Source organism: Streptomyces sp. WM6378 (assembly GCF_001279695.1).
Taxonomy (GTDB): Bacteria; Actinomycetota; Actinomycetes; order Streptomycetales; family Streptomycetaceae; genus Streptomyces.
The window spans coordinates 98,705-117,879 of sequence record NZ_LGDD01000081.1; the positions used below are offsets into that span (position 1 = coordinate 98,705).

A 19,175-nucleotide genomic window follows, 5' to 3' on the forward strand; every position below is an offset into this window, starting at 1 on the left:
GACCTCTGGAGCACCCTTGCCCCTTTCCACGCGCACCCCACTCGTCTCCCGCGCCGCCGCCGCGCTCCACGATCACACCGCGCGCGCTCTGATCTTCCTGGCCGACCACGCGGCCCGCCGCTCCCGCGTCCCCAACCCGGTGGCCGCGACCCGCCTCGTGCTCGTCCACATCGCCGACCAGAACAAGTCCGGCGCCGACGTGCACATGGAGATCACCTCGGGCCTGGAGAACCTCGGCTTCACCTGGCCCGCCGGATGGTGCACCGGCTGCAATGTCGCACTCACCGATGACCAGGTCGAGGACGGCGGCCTGTGCGCCGCGTGCGCCCCTTGGTTCTGCGCTTGCGCGTTCGAGAACCCCGGCACCGAGGAGCAGTGCGGCGGCTGCCACCTCACCCGCAGCGGACTGGGCGAGACCATGCCCCCGTGCACCTGCGGGTGCGACACCTCCTTCGGGGAGTTCGGCGACTACGACACCGAATCATCCGTCTCCCGCCAGCACTTCATCGACACCGGGCTCTTCCTGCGGCCCGGCGAGACCCTCGACGCCGGCTGACCGGCCCTCCTCGCAAGGGCGCCCTCCCTTGCGGGCAACTCCCAGACCGCGACGCCCCCAGCGGCTCCATCCCCCTGGAGATCACCACACCATCAATGACCCTTTTAGCTTGCCCAATAAGCAATCTCGAAGTAAAATTAGAAGGGTCAGAAGGTGGTGGCTCCGGCTGCTGCTCGTACGCGACCCCAGGGAGGACACCCATTTCCGACACCGTGATCGAGAAGGCACTCCGGGCAGCGAACGAGCAGCAGGAGGAGGTCGTCCGCGAGGTCTTCCGCGCGGCCGGCCTGCTCTGGCAGTGCAAGGGCCGCGACTGCCTCTTCGACAACACCGCCGCACAGGAACTGTGCGAGGGGTGCGGCCGCCAGCGCAACGGCCGGCGCATCGCCGACCGTGTTCCCCCCTCCTCGCACCCGGACGACTTCGCCGCCCTGCGCCCCCTGCTGCAGGCGTACTTCACCGGCCAGGGCACGCCGATGCCGGACGCGGTGACGTTCGAGAAGGACTTCGACAACGACTGGGTCAGCTACGGCGCGACCCTCCACTACGGCCCGCGCACCGAACTCCACGACTTCGACGGCGCCGTGGAGGAAGCCCTCGACGCGCTCGACCGCGCCGAGCCCGGCGAAGACCTGCGCGTCGCCCTGTACCGCTGACCACCGGAGATCCGAGATGCCTGTTTCCCTGGCCACTGACCCCAACACCCCGGGACCGACCGCCCGTCAGCGCACCTGGCTCTTCGCGGCTCTGCGCGCCGATGACGGCCTGATGCCGCTGGGCGTGCCCCACCGGTCGCTGGACCTGATGCGCGAGCGCGGCTGGCTCCAGTTCGCCCCGGCCACCGATGACGACCCCCTGCAGGCCCGCCACGTGCTCACCGCAGCCGGCCGCTTCGCGTTGCTCAGTGTCGGCAAGGCCGACGCCTTGCTCAGCGTCCTGACCTCCGCCGAGCCCGGCCGCATCGAAAGGCCCGTGCAGCGGCAGATCCTCACCTCACTGCTACGTGAGGGCCTGGTGCGCCGCCTGTCTCGGCGCGGCGAACAGGGCGAGGGCCAGGTGCAGTTCACCTACATCACCAACCTGGGCCGCCGCCTGGTCGGCCTTCCCGAAGTCGACGACACCCCGGCCAGCGACTACCTGGTCGCCGCGTTCGCCGCGAAGGGCATCACCGTCGCGGTGGAGAGCGACAGCTGCGGCGACACCCGCGTCGTCTACCGGCTCGGGGACATGGAGGCGCGCTTCTTCCGGAAAGTCTGGAACCCCGGCCACGACACCTACAGCGCCCGGCACCCGTCCTGGATGCACGACATGCCGTGGACCGCCCTGATCACCTACTCCGGCGACGGGGCCGTCGAGAAGCACCTGCCCAACGGCCTCGGCATCAAGGAGGAGAGCGCCCGCATGGCGGCCGCCCTCGCCGACTGGCTCGCCGACCGGGACGACGCGGCCTTCGCCGCCTGACGCCCACCACCCACTTCACCCCGGGGGGGGACCTGCCGCCATGAACCTGACCGCCCGTCTGCATCTGCTCAACCTGATCCGCCTCTCGGCCAGCGCCGATGGCACCCGCCGCTCCGCCGAACGCGCCGCGCACCGCGCCCAGTTGCGCCGCAAGGAAGCGGCCGCCGCACGCCGCCGGCACCGCTATGTGGTGCGCACCGCCTCCAGCTGTGACCTCGACGACGCGGTGAAGGCCCTTGCCGACGCCGAGAACGCGTATGCGGCACGCGCCGCGCAGGTCGAGACGGCCGGTGTCCGGTGGCGCCGCGCCTTTGCGGCGAGCGAGCGGGCCAATGCGCGGCTGGGTGAGGAACTCGCCCGCACCCGGATGCTGACCAGCGCGGGAGGCGCCGGCCGCAAGGGCGCCCGGCTCGCGGCCGAGATCTCCCTGCTGGCGGAACTCGCGGCCATGCCCGAGGAGTTGATCCGTGCAGCCTCGGCGCTTCTGGTGCAGAGTTCCGCTGGCAAGGACAGCGTCGTGGCGCTGGACCGCGTAGTGCGGTGGGCGAAGGCCGCCGGCTGCCTCCACAAGCTCGTGGTCGTCCATGCCGATATCGGTCAGGACGAGGAATGGCCCGGGGTCCGTGATCTTGCCCGGCAGCAGGCCGAGCGGTACGGGCTGCGGTTCGTCGTGGTCAAGGCGCCCGTCGGCTTCCTCGGCATGGTCGAGAAGCGCGGCATGTGGCCGGACGCGCAGAACCGGCTGTGCACCTCCACCCTGAAGCGGGACGAGGCCGCCAAGTTCTTCACGCAGATCGTCGAGGAGCTCGGGCTCGAGGAGCAGGCGCTGCTCGTCAACTGCCTGGGCATCCGGGCCGACGAGTCCCCCTCGCGGCGCCGCAAGTCCGAGCTGGCCATCGACCACCGGGCCAGCAACGGCCGCCGCCTCGTCCTGACATGGCATCCGGTGTTCCGCCTCTCCGAGCGGGAGATCTGGCAGGAGATCGTGGACAACGCGCTCGACTACCACCCGGTGTACGACACCCTCATCCCCCGCCTGAGCTGCATCTTCTGCATCCTCGCGCCGTTCGACGTCCTGGCGCGCGCCGTCCGGCTGTGCTGGGTGCTGGGCCTGGAGACCCCGAAGACGTACGTCGACCTCGAGGACCGGCTCGGACACCGCTTCAAGAACAAGTTCAGCCTCGCCGACGTCGTCGCCGAGGCTTCCCGCCTGGAGGCCGCCGAGGGCCCGATCACCTGGCGCCGGGGCGACGCGATCCGCCACCACCTCGGCGAAGAAGCAGCGACCGCCTACCTGCAGCGCCTGGTCCTCGCAGCCTGACCCAGACCCCCACCACTGAAAGGTCGAGCCCCGTGACGATCACGAGCCGAGTGCCTGCCGGCATTGCGGCATCCCCCGCCTTGAGCACATGCAGCGGTGGACCACGGACGCCGGATGGCACAAGTGGACCCTGCCCACCCAGGCGCAGATCAAGGCCCGTATGCGCGCCCGCGCCGCACACCGCTGACGCACCGCCCCTACCCCCCTTTCGAAAGGCCAGCCCCTTGCTCGTGTCCCCCTCTCCCACCGGTCCTGCCCCGCTCGTCGCCACCATGGACTTGGACGCCGAGCTCGGCCGGCTCCTGGACAGCCTGACCGCCGCGCAGCTGTACGACATCGAGATCGCCTGCGTGCAGCGGCAGAGCGCGCACTACGGCCGCCAGCTGGTCACCGCGCTGCGCCACCGCACCCGTGAGGTGGTCGCGGCCCGGGAGACCGGCTCACGCTGGCCGGTGGTCGGCGTCGTCTTCGGCACGTGTGAGTGGGACAACGGCTGGTTCTGGGAGACCAGCGGTCAGGTCCGTCACCTCGACGGCACGCGCAGCATCGTCGACCTGGACTTCGACGAGGTGAGCGGGCTCCTGGCCGACCTGTCCGGCACCGAGCGCCTGTGCGGCGGCGAACGCCTGCGCGTCGACCTGCTCACCGGCGACGTCACCACCTCGTGAACAGCCGCACGGTCGCGGTGCCCGGCCCGCGCCCGTCGCCCCCCGGGCGGCGGCGCGTTGGGCGCGGCCGCACCACCACGGTCGTCTACGACTCCGCGCACCTACGGGTGCGCCTGAACAATGACCACGTCCTGTGGTTCGTCCGCGACGTCGCCGGAGCCCTCGGGTTCCGGCCGCCGCTGACGTCAGGCTCCGACGTCCCGCAGGTCCTGGTGACCACCGCCGGGCTGGACGCTGTGATGGCGGCCGCCGGCTTCTGCGCGCCCCGCGCCTTCACCACCTGGGCTGCCGGCATCGAGCGCCAACTGCCCCGCCAGCGCTGACCGGACGCCCCGCCCCGGCCGGCCCTCCCCGTCTCGCCGACGCCGCTGAGCTGCTCGACTCCCTGCGCTTGCTGGGCCTGCAGTCGGCGCCCCGTCCCGCGGCACCGCCCTCCCCCACCCCGTAAAGGAACATCGTGTCCTCCGCTCCTCCCACCCTGTTCCCCCTGCCTGCGCCCCGTGGCTCCGCATCCCGGCCGGACAAGCCGATGACGGTGCTGTCGTACGGGCTCGGCGCCGACTCGACAGCGATTCTGCTCAAGTACCTTGATCACCCCGTGCGCTGCTGCGCCAGCACCCGGACCTCGCCGCCGAGGCACTGATGATGGAGTACGCGTCGATGGCGCTGAACGAGCCCATGTCGTTGTACGGGACGCGGTCGCTGTACCAGCAGCTCGCCGAGGACGAGCGCAACGACGCGGTGCTCACCGCGTTCGAGGCACGGCTGGATGAGGCGCCGTTCTCCCTTTACGAGGTTCGTCGCCTGTACCTGCCCGGCCGGACGAAGGACTGCCGCCACCACCACGGGGACCGGTGCACTCGCCCGTTCTGGTGGTGCCGCACCGAGCGGACTGCCTCCTGTCGCCGTGAACACGCGGCGTTTGCGACCGTCGCCCCCCCTCTGCACCAGCACCGAGCTGCCCCCTCGGTGTGCCGACCTCGATAGCGGCTGCCGCGGCAACCCGGTCAAGGGTGCGGCGTGGCGGTCGGTGCGCACGGTGTGGGAAGGCCCGCGCCTGGAGGCGGAGTTCACCTTGATGCGCTGGGGACGTGAGACCGGCGTCCAACTGCGTCACGGCGAGCGCTCGATGATCAAGCGCCGGCATTACCTGAACCGCGGCGAGGGCTACCCCACGGCGGAGGCGTACCTGGTGGCTGCACCGACCGGCGCCGACAACAAGAACCGGAACTCCTTCGACCGCAAATGGACGGAGATCACGGGCCTGATCGGGACTCGGTGGGAGCCCGTGCGGCCGCTCGTGAACCATCCGGTCAGGCGCGGCTCGCGCGTCGTGCCGGTCATCCGGCCCTCGGGCGTGGCACACGTGCCCGCCCTGGCCTCCGCCTGAGAACAGCAATGGAGGACACCATCATGGGCGTGGCCGCGCAGACGGTGGCGTGGTGTACGGCCCGGGACCACCCGTACGTCACCTACAACCCTTGTGTGAAACGCAGTTACTGCCGGTGCGGAAGCCGACAGGCCGACGGGGAGCTGCCGGTGGACTGGACGGCCAAGCACGAGCTGTTCCACGCCCATTCGCCGGGCGGTGCCTGCCGGTGTTATCGCGTGGTGACCGCGTGCAGTGCGCTCCCGCTCCTGCCGCGGTGCAGTCCTGGCGCACGGAGCCGCGCAGTCCTTCGGGATGGACCTGGCCGAGCTCGAGGTCGAGGTGTACGAGCAGGTCGGCGGCCATCACGGCGCCGACGCATGGACCGATGGGACATGCCGTCGTCCATCCGGGAGTTGGTCGGCTTCGAGGGGATGGTGTGGCTGGCGGCCTGTGAACAGAGCCAGCCCGGGGCGGCGGGGCACTGCGCTGGGCGGAGCCAGCCGCTGCCCGCCGCGCGCGGCGGGCCGGGCGGGGCGCTGCGTTCAGGCCGGGGACGAGGCGAGTAACGCCTGCCCGGCAGCTGAACGGCCCGGCCGGACTGGCGTGAAACTCAGCGCGGCGCTCCACTGCGGCTGGTACTGCTCCTTGTAGCCGGTCTGCCCGTTGGTCTCCGCCGTGCGGCCGAGGTCCAGACCAGTGAATCCCTGGCGGGTCAGGTCGTCGATGAGCCGGCGCAGCAGGAGGTGTCCGGGAGCCAGACGGGCGGCGCCGGGGTCCATGGCGGGTCTGAGGGACCAGCACATCGTGCCGCGGAAGAGGCAGAGCTGGGCGGCGACGAGCGCACCGTCGATGGTGAGGGTGGCGATGAAGGCGGTGGTGTCGGTGAGGTCGCTCAGCACGGCTCCCCAGTCGGGCGGTGACGACCTGGGCCGAGGATCCGGTGTCCAGCGGGCGGCGTGCAGCCGCTCCAGTTCCGGTTGCAGTTGAAGGAGTTCGTCGGTGGTACGGGTGCGGGCGTAGCTGATCGAGTGGCCGGTGCGGGCCCGTCGTTCCCGCTTGGCGTGCTGGCGCCGCAGGTTGGCGGGCAGGGCCTCCCAGTCCAGTGGAAGCGGCACGAGAGCTGTGCGCGTGCGGGTTGCTTGCCAGGTGCGTCGGCCGTCGAGAGCGCGGCCGAGCACCGAGTGGGCGGGGACGTCGGCCAGTTCGGCGTGCTTCCTGTGCTGGAGGAGCTGGTCGAGACCGTCAGCGAGGGCCTGCGCGATGTGCGGGTGTCGGGCGCCGGGGCCGACAAGGTCGTTGTACTCGGCGTACGGCGTGAGGGCGGAGATCACGTCGGTGGCTCCGGTGCGGTGCCGGGCGAGCGGGAGGGCGGCGCAGATGCCTCCTTCGTCGGTGACGGTCATGACGACGGGGCTGCTGGAGGAGGGCAGTTGGCGCAGCCAGGCGGTCACCCACTGCGGCGACTGGTAGGCGCTCGCACACGGGTCGGCTTCGTAAAGGGTGGGCCACCACCGGCTGATCCATGTGGCGGCCGCATCGTTCTCGAGGATGCGGACGTGGGGGTTCTGGGGAATGGGCATTGGGATTGCTCTCCTCTTCGCGGGGTTCGCCGCAGCGTGGAGGAGAGCGCCTGTGGATGGAGGCCGGCGGGATACATCGGGGGGGCGCTGGGCCGGGCGGATCGAGGCCCGGTCGATTGACGACGCCGCGAGGCACGAGGTGTTCACCATCAGCCCGTCGGTGCTCCGTGCCGGTGCAACCTTCCCCGGTGACCGTGCCGGTGCCGTGTGGGTTCCGTGGTCCCGGGTGACCAGTCTGGAAGGTGGGCGGCATCAGGCCTGTCGGCCGCGGGCGGCGCACTCCCACTCCTGCCAGGCGGTGTACTCCTGACGTACGTAGCCGCGCAGGCCCTCGGGTGACTGCCATTGGGGCAAGTCGGCGCCCAGCGCCCCTTCGACGTGGACCTGGTCGAGGTCGAGGTCGAGGTGCAGGAGCAGGTCGGCGGCCATCACGGCGGCGTCCGCAGCGTCCGCGGCCTGCTGGGAGGTGATGAGCCGGCCGCGGGCGGCGACGGCCATCGCGTGGGCGGCCCGGTCGAGGTAGGCGGCCTGGCGCAGGTAGAAGAGTCGGTAGCCGCCGGGGTGGACGGCCGGCCCCTGGCCGTTGCGAGCGGCGTGGGCGCGCAGGTTGATGCCCTCGGCCCACATCGCGAGGGTCAGTTCCTCCTCTGCGAGGGCGGGCGCTGTGCCGTACGCCTGGTCGTAGTCGGGCGCCAGGACCTGCGGCAGCGCACTGGGGCGCCAATGGTGGCCGCACAGCAGACAGGCGAGTGCCGGGGTCGTCGACGGGTCGTTCGGGATGGGGTGTTGGGTCTCGACTTCGTTGCTCGGACAGGCGGGGCAGTGGATCACGAGGTGGTCGGGCATCAGGGGCCTTTCGCCGTTGCGGATGGTGGGCTGCTGTCGGCTCTGTGGCGGGCCCGGGAGCGGTTCATGACGGCGGCCCCGGTCACTGATGTGGTCGGGGCCGCCGTAGTCGTGTCGTGGGCTGCTCATCGTGCTTAGCCGGAGGACGGGGCAAGCGCCGTCGTCTCCCTTTCCTTCGGCACGGGCTGCGCGGGTTCCTGTTCGGAGGTGTCGGCCGTCGGCGTTGGTGTCGCGCGCGGGGCGGCGGGGGTGCGCAGACTACGGGCGAGGGGATAGCAGGCGGCGACGGCGAACGCGGCGCTGGCCGCGAGGAGGACCGCAACCAGGGGGCGGCCGCCGGCATCGAGGGCGACAGCGATGCCGAGGGGCGGCAGAGAGGCGAGCGCGGTGGCTCCGCTCACGACAGCCTGATAGCGGCCGGTGGCGCCGGGCGGCGCGGCGGTGGAGATGTAGGCGCCGACGGCGACGCTGAAGCAGATCTCCCCGGGGGTCAAGACGATCGCGGCGATCGCGTAGCCGAGAACGGTGTGCTGGAAGGCGCCAACGGTGATGCCGAGTCCGAGGATGGCGGAGCCGGTGGCGAGCACGGGCACGAACGGAAATCTGACAGTGTCGCCGCTGCCGACGAGCAGGCGCATGAGCGGCGGCGTCAGGACCAGGACGGCGAGTGTGTTGGCGACCATGGTCCAGCCGTAAGCCGTCGCGGGCAAAGAATCGTTGGTCATCAGCAGCGGGAGGACCGAGACGAGCCCCCAGGCGCAGATCATTGAGCAGACGGCGACCACGGTGATCCAGCGCAGGGTGGGATCGCTCAGGACCTGCCGGTAGCTGACCACTGGTTGGTCGGTGGCTGCGGGCTTGGGTGCCAGGGTCCGGCGGGCGATGAGCGCGAAGGCCAGGCATACGACGGCGTTGACGACGAACAGGGCCCGGTAGCCGTGATGCTGGGCCAGGTAGCCGCCGGCACCACCGCAGATGGAGATGCCGATATTGGCTGCGAAATACAGCCATGCCTGGGCGCGGGTCCGGCCGGCCTCGGTGGGGATCGTCTCGTTGATGGTGGCTGATACGGCCGGCCGGTGGGCCTCCATGGTCAGCCCCAGGCAGAGGGCGACCATCAGCAGGGCGGGCAGGGACGTGGCGACTGTGAGCGCGAGGCACGCGACGGCGGAAAGGATCATCAGGGCGATGAGGGCGGTCCGTTGGCCGAGCCGGTCGGTCAGTGCGCCGGCCGAGACCTGGCCCAGGCACCAGCCGATGCCGAACGCTGTCAGTGCGGCGCCGGCCGCGGTGGTGCCGTGGTGGGTTCCGTCTGCCACGTAGTAGCCGAGGAAGTCCCAGCTGAAGCCCCCGGCCTTCACGGCGAGGGAGCTGATGACCAGGATCCAGACGGCGGATCGTGCTGTTTCTACGGACGGTACGGCAGTGGTCGCGGGTGTGTGCGTGGCCATGCAGCGTCTCCCTGCAGGCCCGGCCTGCGGTCGTCATGAACAGGAGCGGACAGCCCGAAGGCGGCCGAACCAGGGGCCGGCCGCCTTCGGAGTGGTGCTGGTGTGCCTTAGCGCACTGAGCGGACGCAACGGACGGAGCTCTTGCGGTAGGGGCGCATGGGTGTCTCCTCTCTGGTGGTGCCGACCCCCGAGGTCCGGGGATAGGGCGAACGTATGACCAGTCCAAAAGCGCAGAGGCCGTTGCGGTCCACCCCGGACATGGTTGAAAGGCAGAGCATGTCCGGGGTGCACCGCTTCGCCGGCACCCCGCAAGATCGGCTACTCAGCCTTCGTCACTCCAGGGCCGGGACGGTGCCCGCGGGCGTGATCGCGGCGCCGGATAGGCCGGCGCGGAGCAGCTGGGCGGTGTCCTGGCGGGGGTAGTGGAAGCGGAGTTCGGCCTGCTCGGCGATGGCGGTGACGCTCCGCTCGGCCACGTCGGGGTGATGCAGGCTGAGCCACCCAAGGACCTCCTCGGCGGCTCCCGAACAGGCCTGCCCGGTGGCGAGGTTGGCGAGGACGGCCTGGGTGACGAGCTCGGCGAGTGCGGGGGCGGGGACGTCGTCGTGCAGCTGCTCGGCTGCGAGGTAGGCGAGGTCCGCGGCGACGTCGTTGACGGCGTCGCGGGTGCGGTGGCGCAGCACCCACCGGGCACGCCGTTCGGGGTCATGCCACAGCGCCGCGAAGAGGGCCGGGGTGAGGCGTCGGCGGATCTGCTCGGCGCCCTGCGGCAGGGCCTGACGGGCGTGATGAGCCGGCCAGCGGGTGGCGGCAGGGCGGCGCCGGTGAGCGGCCCAGTTCTCGGCTACGGCACCGGACCACATGGGCCGACCGCCGACGATCGCCTGGGGCTCGGGGACGGAGCCCTGGCCGCGGCTGATGTAGGCGCGCAGCGCCGAAGGGCTGATAGAAGCAATCTTGGCCAGCGCGGGGGTGCCGAGCAGCCGGTCGCCGGCCAGTTCTGGGGCGGTGAGGCCGACCACGCAGCGTTCCAGTGGCAGTCGCCCGTCCGTGGGGGTGCGTTGTGTGGCCCAGAGCGCCAGATCGTGCAGCCACTGTGCTGTGTCTGGGGCGGTGTCCTCGCGGAGGTCGGTCACCTGGTGCAGGCGTCCACGGGCGGCGTCGGCCAGCGGATCGTCGAGGAGACGGGCGGCGGTGATGGTGGAGGCGGCGGGCACGGGCTGTTGCTCGAAGCGGCCCGTGGTCTCGTCGCAGAGCTGGGGCGGGCGGAACCAGCGGGTGCCGTCCCACCAGTAGCCGCCGGCCCGGGCCACCAGCGGCCGCTCTGTTTGCCACTCCCACGGTCCGCTGCCATCGGGGCCGGCCTCGTACAGCAGGACGATCCGGCCAAGGTGCCGGTCGCTGTGGACGATCCACACGAAGCCGGCGCGGGATGGGTCCCTGGTCCAGGCCGGTCGGGCTGCAAGAGCCGTCTCGAGCGCAGGGGCGCCCAGGTGAGTGTCGTCGGCGAACGGCAAACCGGGGATGGGGTGATCGGTGCTGGCGCCGTTCGCCAGCAGCCGGTGTACGGCCATGGTGATGGTGTCCTTGGAGGTCGAAGGCACGGGGTCAGGCGGCTCGGCGGGCAGGCGCGGGACGAGGCTCGCGGCTGGCGGAGAACATCGAGGACCGGCTTGCGGCCCGGCGCAGCAGAACCGCGAACTCCTGTGCGCACAGCGGATCGTGGAACAGGGAGTCGGCCCCGGTGAGGCTGAGGACGGCGACCAGGTGCTGCCCGCGCAGGACGGGCGTGGCCATGGTGCAGATGCCGGGGCAGCGGTGCATCGCGATCCGGGTGGAGCGGATGGTGTCCTGAGTGGTGGGCGGCAGGGAGAGGGCCCGGTCGTCGGCGTCAGTGGCGAGTTCGGCGGGAACGTACGCGAGGGCCGCACGTCCGGCGGCCGTTGCCCGCGGGTCGCCGTCCATCTGCGCGGCCGCGGTGCGCAGATGAGGGCTGGAACACGCCAGGTCGACCAGGGTGAGGTGCAGGCCGCGGCCGGGCCGGAAGTGCGGCTCGTGCCAGGCCACGGCGAGCCCAGTCTCCTCTCGCAGGTGCTCGACGATGCGGTGTACCGCAGCCGTGGTCTCCGTGGTGTTCACCGGGGCGAGTGGCACAGCGTCGCGGGTGATGCGGTAGGTGCCGCGGCGGACGCCGTGTTCGACGAGGTCCTCCGAGGCCGCGGCCTTGAGGAGCTTGGAGGCGTGCGAGGGCTGCAGATGGGCGGCGCGAGCGATGTCGGCGAGCTGGTGTTCGTCATGGGCTCCCAGACGCAGGAGTGCGTGCAGGACGCGGAAGCCGCGGCCGGCGGACTGTGGCGGCTGACGCCCCTCGCTCACGGCAGCGAGGACCGACGGCACGGCGGGCGCAGACCGGCAGGCGGACGAGGAGGGGCTGGGCGGGACATCGATGCTGGACATGCAACCTCCAGGTCGGTGTGGGCGGTCGGGCCTCCGACGTCGAAAAGCTGGGGGAAGAGGGGGCCGGGCAGCAGGGCCCGGCTCCAGGCGTCGTCATTGGCGATGGTCAGGGGCGATAGGGGCGCCGCCGAGGGCGGAAGGCCGGCGGTTCGGCCGGCGCCGGGACAGCGACCTCGTCGGCGTCGGCGTCGTCGCTGTCCGCCGCTGTGCTGAGGAATCGCGGCTCGACGAACAGGTGTTGAGCCCGCCACTCCGGGTGCGGGGACAGGGGTGCGGGCCGGAGCCGGCGCACGGCCCCTTCGGTCCGGCGCGGCGGGATGCGGCGCTGGTTGTACACGGCTTCTCCTGTTGCTTTCGGGTCGGGCCGGGGCGACGCCCCTTGCTGGCCTCGGTGGGCGGTGACTGACCGGGACACATGGCCAGGAACGCGTCATAGCAGTCTTCCCCGGCCATCTGCTCCTCCGTCAGCACCGGGAAGTGGCAGGTTCCCTGATCCCTCGACCGCTGTGGAATGGAGCGGCTCGCTGTCCAGGGCGAACCAGGCAGGTCGTCAGGGCCTCGCAACGTGTGCGCAGGTTCAAATCGGCGGAATCCCCTTTTGATTCGGGCCGGGGGCGCGGTTGCCGCACCCGTTGATGCTCACGCAGGGAGTGCTCGTGAGGAACCGGCCCGGTGCAGGGCGCGGGCGAAGGCCCTGACCTGTTCCATGGCACCGTCGAGCGCGCCGGCTGCAGTCTCGTGAAGAAGGGGACGGATCAGCGGCGAGCCAACCACTACCGCGTCGACGTACGGAGCAACGAGGGCGGCGAGGCGCGGGGTGGAGATACCGATCCCCCCGACCACGGGCAGCGAGGTGGTCGTGCGCAGCCGTGTGGTGAACGCGTCCAGCGCGGGAAGATCCAGCTCGCCCTGGTAGCCGGTGGCCGCGGGGGCGGCCGGCGCGTAGACCCAGCCGGATGCGGCCTTGGCGATGGCATCCAGTTGGTCGCTGTCGGCGCTGCGCGGGGCGAACTGCGGTGTGTGGATGCCGGCGGCGCGGGCCGCTGTGATCCACTCCCCTGCCTCCGTGACGGGAAGGTCGGGAATCATCGCGCCGGCGGCGCCGGACCGGGCCAGGTCCTGGGCGAACCGCTCGACCCCGTAGTCGAGGACGGGGGCCCAGTAGGTCATCGCCACCACAGGGGCGCCTGTGCTGGAGGCAGCGAGGCGGATGGTGGAGAAGACGTGCGCCATGCGGGCGCCCTGGCCCAGGGCCTGCGCGTAGGCCTGCGTGATGTCCGGGCCGTCCAGGGTCGGCATGCTGTGCGGGACGCCGACCTCAAGGAAATCGGCCCCGTGGCGGACGAAGGAGCGCAGAGTCTCAATCCCGGCCGTCCAGTTGGGGAAGCCGGCGGGCAAGAACGCGCCGAGGGCCGGGCGTTGACGGTGGGCCAGCAATGTTGTCAGCCCGATGGCGGCAGGGGTCAGTGCGGTCATGACAGGGCGCCTTTCGCAGGGCGTGGTGCGGTGGGGCTCGGGGGCTGGAGGTGGGCAGCCACGTACGCACAGAGGGAAGGGGGCCGAGCCCCGGCCGCCGTCTCACGACGGCCGGGGAGGCGCCGGAGCTAGCCGGCGAGGTGGAAGTTGATCATGTCCTCGCGGATCCAGCCGGTGGTGCCGGCCTTGAGTCCGCCCTTGGACCGCGTGATGAGCTTGGCCTTGTACCAGGCCCCGCTCTTGCAGTAGAGCCCCAGTTGATCCTTGTCGTAGACCAGGCCCTTGCTCGCATACGAGGTCGAAGGTCCGGTGCGGAAGTTGATGCCGTTGCCGGCGACTTCGGCGCCCTGGTCGTAGCTGGAGCAGTCGCCGCCGGCGGCAGACGCTGCGGGCGCCAGGACGGCGGCACCGCCTGCCAGCAGTGACACGGTCAGGGCGACCGTGGTGAATCGCTTCAGAGTCATGTGGTTGGTCCCTTCAGCAGGTGGGTGGGTGTCCCAGGTGATCCGCAGGAGCGCGGGCCACCGGTTGCCGGGTCACGGCGTGGTGTCCCGGGGAGGGTGGTGCCGTCAGCCCTGGTCGGTGGTGCGGCGGTTGGCCCGGCGCTTGCCGTAGCCGACAGCACCCGCGGCCGCGAGACCGGCGGCGATAAGTCCGCCTGCGGTGAGGGCCAGGGCCGTGGTCCCGTCCGCTCCCGTGTGCGCGAGGCTCGCGGCGGGCGTGACGGTGTCGCTGGCGCTGACCTGCTCGGCTGCCCCGCCCTTGGGTGAACTGTCCGAGCTGCCCGCCTTCCCTGCCCCACCCTTGTTGCCCGAGGTCGGGTCAGGTGACGGCTGAGTAGTCGGATCGGTGCCCGGATTGGTCGGATCCGTGGTGGGCGGCTTCGTGGGGCCCGTGGTGGGCGGCTTCGTGGGGTCTGTAGTGGGAGGGGTCGTCGGGTCTGGGGTGGGTGGAGTCGTCGGGTCTGTGGTGGGTGGGGTCGTCGGATCCGTCGTCGGCGGCTTCGTCGGGTCAGTCCCCGGCTCCGTCGGATCGGTCGTCGGCGGCTTCGTCGGGTCAGTGGTGGGCGGCTTCGTCGGGTGGGTACCCGGTTCCCCCGTCGGGCCAGGAGCCGGCGTTCCGGCGGCATGCACCGAGACCTCCGTCTTCAAGGCGATCGACGCTTCATCTGCCGTCGAAGCCGACACCTTCGATGATGGTGAGTCGGTGAGGGCGAGCGCCGCCGGTGCAGCCAGCGCCCCTGACGCGGCAACGATCGCGGCGGTTGCCACGACGTGCCGCAGAACGCGTGTACGAGTCATACGCATGAGTGAGATCAGCCTCCACTGGTCCACGGCAGGCTCGACCGTCAGCGCACGCTGCGCCGCGGCGAAGTACCTGCTGTGAACTGATCTTGGAAGCGATGGCCTGTGGATAGAGTCCGGCGATTTCCGAACCTGCCCGTCGCAGATGCCGGGCGTGGCACCGTAGTTGGCCAGTCACAGCGGTGGGCATCACGTCCGTGGCTGGTGTTGGCATAACCCAGGCTGGCGCTCCACCACGGGTGACAGCATGACGCCCGGCACACCCGCACAGGGCGGGGCAGAATTGGAGAGCAGCACATGCTCGATCTGGATGATCGCGTCAATCGCGTGTACAACCCCGACGTGCGTCCCCTGGTGCAGGAGGCACACCGCTGCTATTCCTCAGGCTCGGCGCGCGGAGCCATCGTCCTGGCCTGGACAGCGGTCTGTGCGGACCTGATCACGAAGGCTCAGACCCTCAAGGAAGACGGGGAAGCCGCTGCGGCCGACCTTGTCGCGACCGTGGAGAAGGCCCAGGGGAGCAAGGAGGAAGAAGCAATCCCGCTCATGCTCAGCGTCGAACGGACTCTGCTCGACACCGCGGAGACACTCGAACTCATCGACCACACCCAGAAGAAGCAACTGGAGAGGCTGCGCGACGACCGGAACATGTGCGCGCACCCCTCGCTTCGCCCGCTGGGCGAGCCGTACGAGCCGACCATGGAGTACGCGCGCGCACATCTCGCCGCCGCGCTGGAGGCCGTCCTCATACACCCGCCGAGCCAGGGCCGGAAGATCGTCAAGAGCTTCGCGGCCCACGTGGCCGACCCGGCCTATGCGTTCGACGCCGCCTATCTCGCCTACGCGTTCTTCGACCGGGTGAGGCCCTCCGCCCGAGTGAAAGTAGTGGAGTTCGCGGCGAAGTTCGCCATCCTGGAGATCGACGCTCCGGAGCTCAGCATCACGCCGGAACGCTACGCCGACCGGATGGCTGCGTGTCTGCGCTGCTTCGCCGCACGGGATGCGGCCCTGGCGAAGTCCGCTGTGGCCAAGCAGATGGCGCGCCTGGAGAGGGCCGACCCTGGGGTGCAACTGCGTGCTCTGGCGCGGCTCGGCGATCTCCCTGCTTTCTGGGCGTCGATGGCCGCTCCCATGCGCGCCTTGTTCAACACCCGCATTGAGTCGATCGGCGACACACAGCCTCCGGGCCGGATGAGCGATGAGAACGTCAACGTCCTTGCGTTGGTGGCCCATCCCGAGATCCGCGAGGGCCTGCCGGCGCTCGTCACCGCCTTCGAGGCGCTGAGCGCTGCCCGCACTGTGCGCGTCATCGCGGCCCGCCCCGACCCGTACTTCGTCCCCTTCCTTCCTGAGCTGCTGGAGCAGGCGGGTTCATTCGACACCGGCGAGTTCAGGGCGGCCAATGCGGTCCTCCCCTGCGCGACCTTCTTCGATCTCGAACAGCTGCGGGCGGTTCTCAGGCAGTGGCAGGACAACGATCAGTGCTGGGGACGGGCGATGCCGTCGTACCTGATCGAGTTGTACGAGCTGACCGCCCACCTCGGTCCGGCGCGCGACACGGTGTGGCGGGACTTCCTGACTGAACTGCTTCCGTACGACGACGTCTACGAGACTCTCTCCAGCGGCATGGGACTCACCGTCCACAGGCCCGACGAGGTCTCGTAGATATCATCCGCCGCGGCTGCCGATTCCTGCGTTCGTCCCAGGGAGCACGGACCTGCGGTGATTCCGCAAACGGGGCAAGCATGAAGGGGAGATGGCCGACAAGCAGGTCTGGAGCTGGGTGGCGGACGGGCGGGAAGTACCGCGAGCGTGCCGAGAAGCGGCGGCGGTAACACCTACAGGGGCCAAGGTGCGGCTACTACAGGCGCAGCACAGTTCCCTTCCGGGCGGCCGGGCCCCCGGCCTGGGGTCCCTGCTCCGTACCGGTGGCGCCCTCTGCCGTGCCCGAGTGTGCGGGGCCAGCCTGCGTCAGTCGGTCCAGCGCGGCATCGAGCCTCCCGTTGATCTCCTTGGTGTGATCAACTCCGTCAGAGGTGACGAGCCGGATGGGGTCCTTTGCCGCGAGGGCGGCGCGCTTTGCGCCGCTGCGCCGCTCGGTTTCGTACACCATCTGCATCGTGGCCTTGGCGAAGAGGACCTCGATGACGAAGCGCCGTTTGTCGTCGACACCCGTTGTGATCTCCACCCCCTCCCGGTCAGCCAGAGCCTGCTTCAAGCCAGATACTTGCTGATGAATCTCCAGGGGGAGGCGGGTGCCGTCCGGGATCGGCGCCAGCGCGGGAAGGGCTGCAGAGCTGCCTTGCTCCGGGTGGTCGGTCCCTTCCGACAGTTCTGCGAACAGCGTGGCGTACTCGCCCCAGGAGCCCACCGGCGGTCGCTTCTCACCGTCCTGGAACAGCTGAGAGGAGGACCGCTTCCAGCCTCGGCTGCTCTTGCGGTAGATCGTCTCCACCCGCAGTCGGCTATGACCGTGGCTGATGCGGATGACTCCCGTGCCGTCATGCGACATCTCGGCATCGGTGCCTGTGTGTTCGCCCAGCCAGTCGGCCTCCTTCTGAGCTGCCGGAGGGATATACCCCGTGGTTGAAGGGTGAGTTGCCACGTGCCCGCCTTCCGCGTCGAACGATGATCTGACTTCAGCCTATGGAGCGAAGGTGGATGGCGGACCGGGTTCAGCCAACTGCCGCCCACGGATTCTTTTGTGCGCCGGTGGCAGGGGCTATCCGCCCCGGGGGAAGAAGGGCGGTGTCCAGCCCACGTAGTGGGCACCCCACTTGCTTTCGAACAGTTCGGCGGGGACGACATCGATGTAGCCGACTCTCAGGATGTCGTTGGAGGCGACCTTTCCGTCGCCGACGTAGACGGCGATGTGTCCGGCCCTGTGGCCGGTGGTCCAGTACATGAGAGCGCCGGGAGGTGGGTGGCGGTCGCCGTCGTGCCGCATGTCCTTGGGCACGACCTGGTAGTGGTCGATTGCGTAGTCGACGCCGGAGAAACTCCACCCGTAGACGATCGCGGTGAAGGCCAGGCAGCGCTGGTACCAGCCGGCGCTGGAGCCAAGGCCGGAGTGGGTTTTTGCCCAGGCGATAGCGTCATTTACCGAGCGGGGGTTGGTGAGCTGCCAGGTCTGGCTGCCGTCGGTGAATGTCCCGCCTGCTCCGCCCGCTGCACCACCGGGAGCGGCGGGGGTGGCGCCGCAGTTGCTGTTCTCGCTCGTCACTTGCTTGCTGTCGTCGCCGGCGCCGGCCGGGGCGGTGGCCGACCCGCTCTGTTCGAGATCGATGCCGGCGTCCTTGGCGAGCTTGCGCATCTCCGTCTCGTGACCGCTGTACAGGCCCGGGAACCCGCTCTTCTGGACCTTCTGGGCGGCGGTTCCCAGCGGCAGTCTCTCCCAGCCCAGGATGCTGATCAGGCCCGGGTTGCCGCCACGGCCGAGGAAGAACGATTCGGCGGCGAAGCTGGGTGTCATGATCTGCTGTTGGGTGCCCCAGTTCATGGAGGGCCGCTGCTGGAAGAGCCCCAGAGAGTCGCGGTCGCCGTGGTCGAGGTTCTGCATCGTGCTTTCCTGCATCGCGGTCATGAGCGCGATGAGGGTGGCTCGGCCGGGCAGCTTTGCCTTCCTGGCCGCGGTGTCGATGATCTTGGCGTACTGGATCTGCTGCTGGTGGAGGCTGCCGGTGGCCTGCCCGCCGGAGGTGTCGGAGATGGCCGAGGCGTCGCCTGTGCCAGGGCCGGAGTCCTCGCAGTCGGAGGCGTCTGCCGTTCCGGCGGGGAAGAACGCTCCGAGCAGCAGCAGCCCGACGACGAAGACGACCAGGGCGATGGCGCCGAACTTGAGCTGGGCGCCTTTCTTGACGACGCCGGCGGCTTTGACCGCGCCGCGCATGAGTTCCCGCTCGTCCACGGCTACCCCTTCAGCCCGAGGACGCGGGTGACCATCCAGCGGGAGACGGCGTCGGCGCGCGCGACTTCGATGGTCAGGTGGCGGGTGTAGGTGTAGGGGTCGGTGGCTTTGACGTCGAGGGTGACGTCGGCCTGCAGGTACACGCGGACCGAGGTGTCGGGTGCGGGCCGGTTGGAAGTGGGCTGCCCGATGCTGACCTTGGTGGGGGTGGCTTCGGTGGCCTGCGCGGCCACCAATTCGTTGAAGTCCCGGTCGTCGTGCTGTTCGAGGTTCTCCACCAGCGGGGTGGAGGCGTAGGGGGCGGCGCGTTCGACGGCTGCCCGGTGACTGCCGTCCTGGAGCGGGCGGCGGGTGGTGTAGGCGGTGACGAACGCGGTGGCGATCGCCTCGGGGGTGTCGGCGACCGTGGGCGTGCTGGCCGAGGGGGTGGGTGAGGGGCTGTCCGGGGCGGCGGGTGCCTGGACGGTCGGGGACGTCTTGGCCTCGGGGGGGGTGCTGTGGTGGTCCGGCCACAGCAGGGCGGCGCCGGTGACAGCCGCGGCCAGGATCAGCGCGATGACCGGGACGACGATGGGGGTGGGGGTCTTCTTGCGTTCCTGGCGGATCCACTGGGTGCGCTCGTCGCGGCGGGCGGAGCGCCAGTGCCGTTTGGCCTTGCGGCGCTTACGGCCGCGCAACTCCCCTATTTCGGGCGGCAGTTCCTCCTTGCGGAGCAGTTCGCGCCATTCGGCGGCACTCTGCGGCACCGGCGCCCGGCTGGGGGTGCGGCGGGGCGA

20 protein-coding genes are annotated in these 19,175 nt (G+C 70.4%); 9 read left to right on the forward strand and 11 right to left on the reverse strand.

Translation table 11 applies throughout. The features are described 5' to 3' along the window. Window positions 1–16: 16 nt before the first annotated feature. The 8 genes from ADK54_RS10225 (at window position 17) to ADK54_RS10260 (ending at window position 5,396) form a co-directional block, all read left to right on the forward strand. The gene (locus tag ADK54_RS10225) at window positions 17–556 is read left to right on the forward strand and encodes a hypothetical protein (RefSeq protein WP_053725247.1); all 540 of its coding nucleotides are present in this window, start codon (window positions 17–19) and stop codon (window positions 554–556) included. 212 nt (window positions 557–768) lie between these two features. Further along, window positions 769–1,212 carry a hypothetical protein gene (locus ADK54_RS10230; RefSeq protein ID WP_053725248.1) on the forward strand — a complete coding sequence of 148 codons (444 nt, stop codon included), beginning with the start codon at window positions 769–771 and terminating at the stop codon, window positions 1,210–1,212. A gap of 16 nt (window positions 1,213–1,228) precedes the next feature. Further along, complete coding sequence (locus tag ADK54_RS10235; protein ID WP_053725249.1) at window positions 1,229–2,017, forward strand: hypothetical protein; 789 nt, start codon at window positions 1,229–1,231, stop codon at window positions 2,015–2,017. Between the two features lie 40 nt (window positions 2,018–2,057). Continuing rightward, complete coding sequence (locus ADK54_RS10240) at window positions 2,058–3,338, forward strand: phosphoadenosine phosphosulfate reductase family protein (RefSeq protein ID WP_234391994.1); 1,281 nt, start codon at window positions 2,058–2,060, stop codon at window positions 3,336–3,338. A gap of 230 nt (window positions 3,339–3,568) precedes the next feature. After that, window positions 3,569–4,006 (forward strand): hypothetical protein, encoded by a 438-nt coding sequence (locus ADK54_RS10245; RefSeq protein ID WP_159047717.1) that lies wholly within the window; start codon window positions 3,569–3,571, stop codon window positions 4,004–4,006. Then, window positions 4,003–4,329 (forward strand): hypothetical protein, encoded by a 327-nt coding sequence (locus tag ADK54_RS10250; RefSeq protein ID WP_053725251.1) that lies wholly within the window; start codon window positions 4,003–4,005, stop codon window positions 4,327–4,329. The genes ADK54_RS10245 and ADK54_RS10250 overlap by 4 nt, the downstream gene beginning before the upstream one ends. Window positions 4,330–4,666: 337 nt before the next feature. Continuing rightward, window positions 4,667–4,993: a hypothetical protein gene (locus ADK54_RS10255; RefSeq protein ID WP_159047718.1), complete on the forward strand. Its 327-nt coding sequence runs from the start codon at window positions 4,667–4,669 to the stop codon at window positions 4,991–4,993. A 43-nt stretch (window positions 4,994–5,036) separates the two neighbouring features. Next, the gene (locus ADK54_RS10260) at window positions 5,037–5,396 is read left to right on the forward strand and encodes a hypothetical protein (protein WP_053725253.1); all 360 of its coding nucleotides are present in this window, start codon (window positions 5,037–5,039) and stop codon (window positions 5,394–5,396) included. Between the two features lie 524 nt (window positions 5,397–5,920). On the opposite strand, the gene ADK54_RS10265 is transcribed toward ADK54_RS10260, so the two are convergent. The 8 genes from ADK54_RS10265 to ADK54_RS10300 all read right to left on the reverse strand — a co-directional run bounded on the left by ADK54_RS10265 (window position 5,921) and on the right by ADK54_RS10300 (window position 13,652). Next, window positions 5,921–6,958, reverse strand: a complete 1,038-nt coding sequence (locus tag ADK54_RS10265) for a GNAT family N-acetyltransferase (RefSeq protein WP_053725254.1) — start codon at window positions 6,956–6,958, stop codon at window positions 5,921–5,923. Between the two features lie 252 nt (window positions 6,959–7,210). Next, entirely contained in the window at window positions 7,211–7,933 is a 723-nt protein-coding gene (locus tag ADK54_RS10270; protein ID WP_159047719.1) for a hypothetical protein, read from the reverse strand. A 5-nt stretch (window positions 7,934–7,938) separates the two neighbouring features. Beyond that, window positions 7,939–9,255 carry an MFS transporter gene (locus ADK54_RS10275; RefSeq protein WP_063801932.1) on the reverse strand — a complete coding sequence of 439 codons (1,317 nt, stop codon included), beginning with the start codon at window positions 9,253–9,255 and terminating at the stop codon, window positions 7,939–7,941. Between the two features lie 332 nt (window positions 9,256–9,587). Beyond that, window positions 9,588–10,859 carry a hypothetical protein gene (locus ADK54_RS10280; RefSeq protein WP_159047720.1) on the reverse strand — a complete coding sequence of 424 codons (1,272 nt, stop codon included), beginning with the start codon at window positions 10,857–10,859 and terminating at the stop codon, window positions 9,588–9,590. A gap of 4 nt (window positions 10,860–10,863) precedes the next feature. Then, window positions 10,864–11,712 carry a hypothetical protein gene (locus ADK54_RS10285; RefSeq protein ID WP_053725257.1) on the reverse strand — a complete coding sequence of 283 codons (849 nt, stop codon included), beginning with the start codon at window positions 11,710–11,712 and terminating at the stop codon, window positions 10,864–10,866. Window positions 11,713–11,818: 106 nt separating this feature from the next. After that, window positions 11,819–12,049, reverse strand: coding sequence for a hypothetical protein (locus tag ADK54_RS10290; RefSeq protein WP_053725258.1), 231 nt, complete (start codon window positions 12,047–12,049; stop codon window positions 11,819–11,821). 302 nt (window positions 12,050–12,351) lie between these two features. Next, complete coding sequence (gene trpA / locus ADK54_RS10295) at window positions 12,352–13,188, reverse strand: tryptophan synthase subunit alpha (RefSeq protein WP_053725259.1); 837 nt, start codon at window positions 13,186–13,188, stop codon at window positions 12,352–12,354. A 128-nt stretch (window positions 13,189–13,316) separates the two neighbouring features. Continuing rightward, window positions 13,317–13,652 carry a hypothetical protein gene (locus ADK54_RS10300; RefSeq protein WP_053725260.1) on the reverse strand — a complete coding sequence of 112 codons (336 nt, stop codon included), beginning with the start codon at window positions 13,650–13,652 and terminating at the stop codon, window positions 13,317–13,319. 1,137 nt (window positions 13,653–14,789) lie between these two features. On the opposite strand from ADK54_RS10300, the gene ADK54_RS10310 reads away from it, so the two are divergent. Beyond that, the gene (locus ADK54_RS10310; RefSeq protein ID WP_053725261.1) at window positions 14,790–16,157 is read left to right on the forward strand and encodes a hypothetical protein; all 1,368 of its coding nucleotides are present in this window, start codon (window positions 14,790–14,792) and stop codon (window positions 16,155–16,157) included. Window positions 16,158–16,353: 196 nt separating this feature from the next. On the opposite strand, the gene ADK54_RS10315 is transcribed toward ADK54_RS10310, so the two are convergent. The 3 genes from ADK54_RS10315 to ADK54_RS44785 form a co-directional block, all read right to left on the reverse strand. Further along, a complete protein-coding gene (locus tag ADK54_RS10315; protein WP_063801934.1) occupies window positions 16,354–17,097 on the reverse strand; it encodes a hypothetical protein in 744 nt (247 codons plus the stop codon). A 117-nt stretch (window positions 17,098–17,214) separates the two neighbouring features. After that, window positions 17,215–18,399 carry a peptidase M23 gene (locus tag ADK54_RS10320; protein WP_053725263.1) on the reverse strand — a complete coding sequence of 395 codons (1,185 nt, stop codon included), beginning with the start codon at window positions 18,397–18,399 and terminating at the stop codon, window positions 17,215–17,217. Between the two features lie 2 nt (window positions 18,400–18,401). Beyond that, window positions 18,402–19,175 (reverse strand): hypothetical protein (locus ADK54_RS44785; protein ID WP_053725273.1); only part of this gene is annotated, 774 nt, incomplete at its 5' end.

Coding starts and splice junctions, on each gene's coding strand:
- ADK54_RS10240 (WP_234391994.1), top strand. CDS start 2,058: ATGAACCTGACCGCCCGTCTGCATCTGCTCAACCTGATCCGCCTCTCG.
- ADK54_RS10265 (WP_053725254.1), bottom strand. CDS start 6,958: ATGCCCATTCCCCAGAACCCCCACGTCCGCATCCTCGAGAACGATGCG.
- ADK54_RS10235 (WP_053725249.1), top strand. CDS start 1,229: ATGCCTGTTTCCCTGGCCACTGACCCCAACACCCCGGGACCGACCGCC.
- ADK54_RS10310 (WP_053725261.1), top strand. CDS start 14,790: ATGCTCGATCTGGATGATCGCGTCAATCGCGTGTACAACCCCGACGTG.
- ADK54_RS10275 (WP_063801932.1), bottom strand. CDS start 9,255: ATGGCCACGCACACACCCGCGACCACTGCCGTACCGTCCGTAGAAACA.
- trpA (WP_053725259.1), bottom strand. CDS start 13,188: ATGACCGCACTGACCCCTGCCGCCATCGGGCTGACAACATTGCTGGCC.
- ADK54_RS10285 (WP_053725257.1), bottom strand. CDS start 11,712: ATGTCCAGCATCGATGTCCCGCCCAGCCCCTCCTCGTCCGCCTGCCGG.
- ADK54_RS10270 (WP_159047719.1), bottom strand. CDS start 7,933: ATGAGCAGCCCACGACACGACTACGGCGGCCCCGACCACATCAGTGAC.
- ADK54_RS10300 (WP_053725260.1), bottom strand. CDS start 13,652: ATGACTCTGAAGCGATTCACCACGGTCGCCCTGACCGTGTCACTGCTG.
- ADK54_RS10255 (WP_159047718.1), top strand. CDS start 4,667: ATGGCGCTGAACGAGCCCATGTCGTTGTACGGGACGCGGTCGCTGTAC.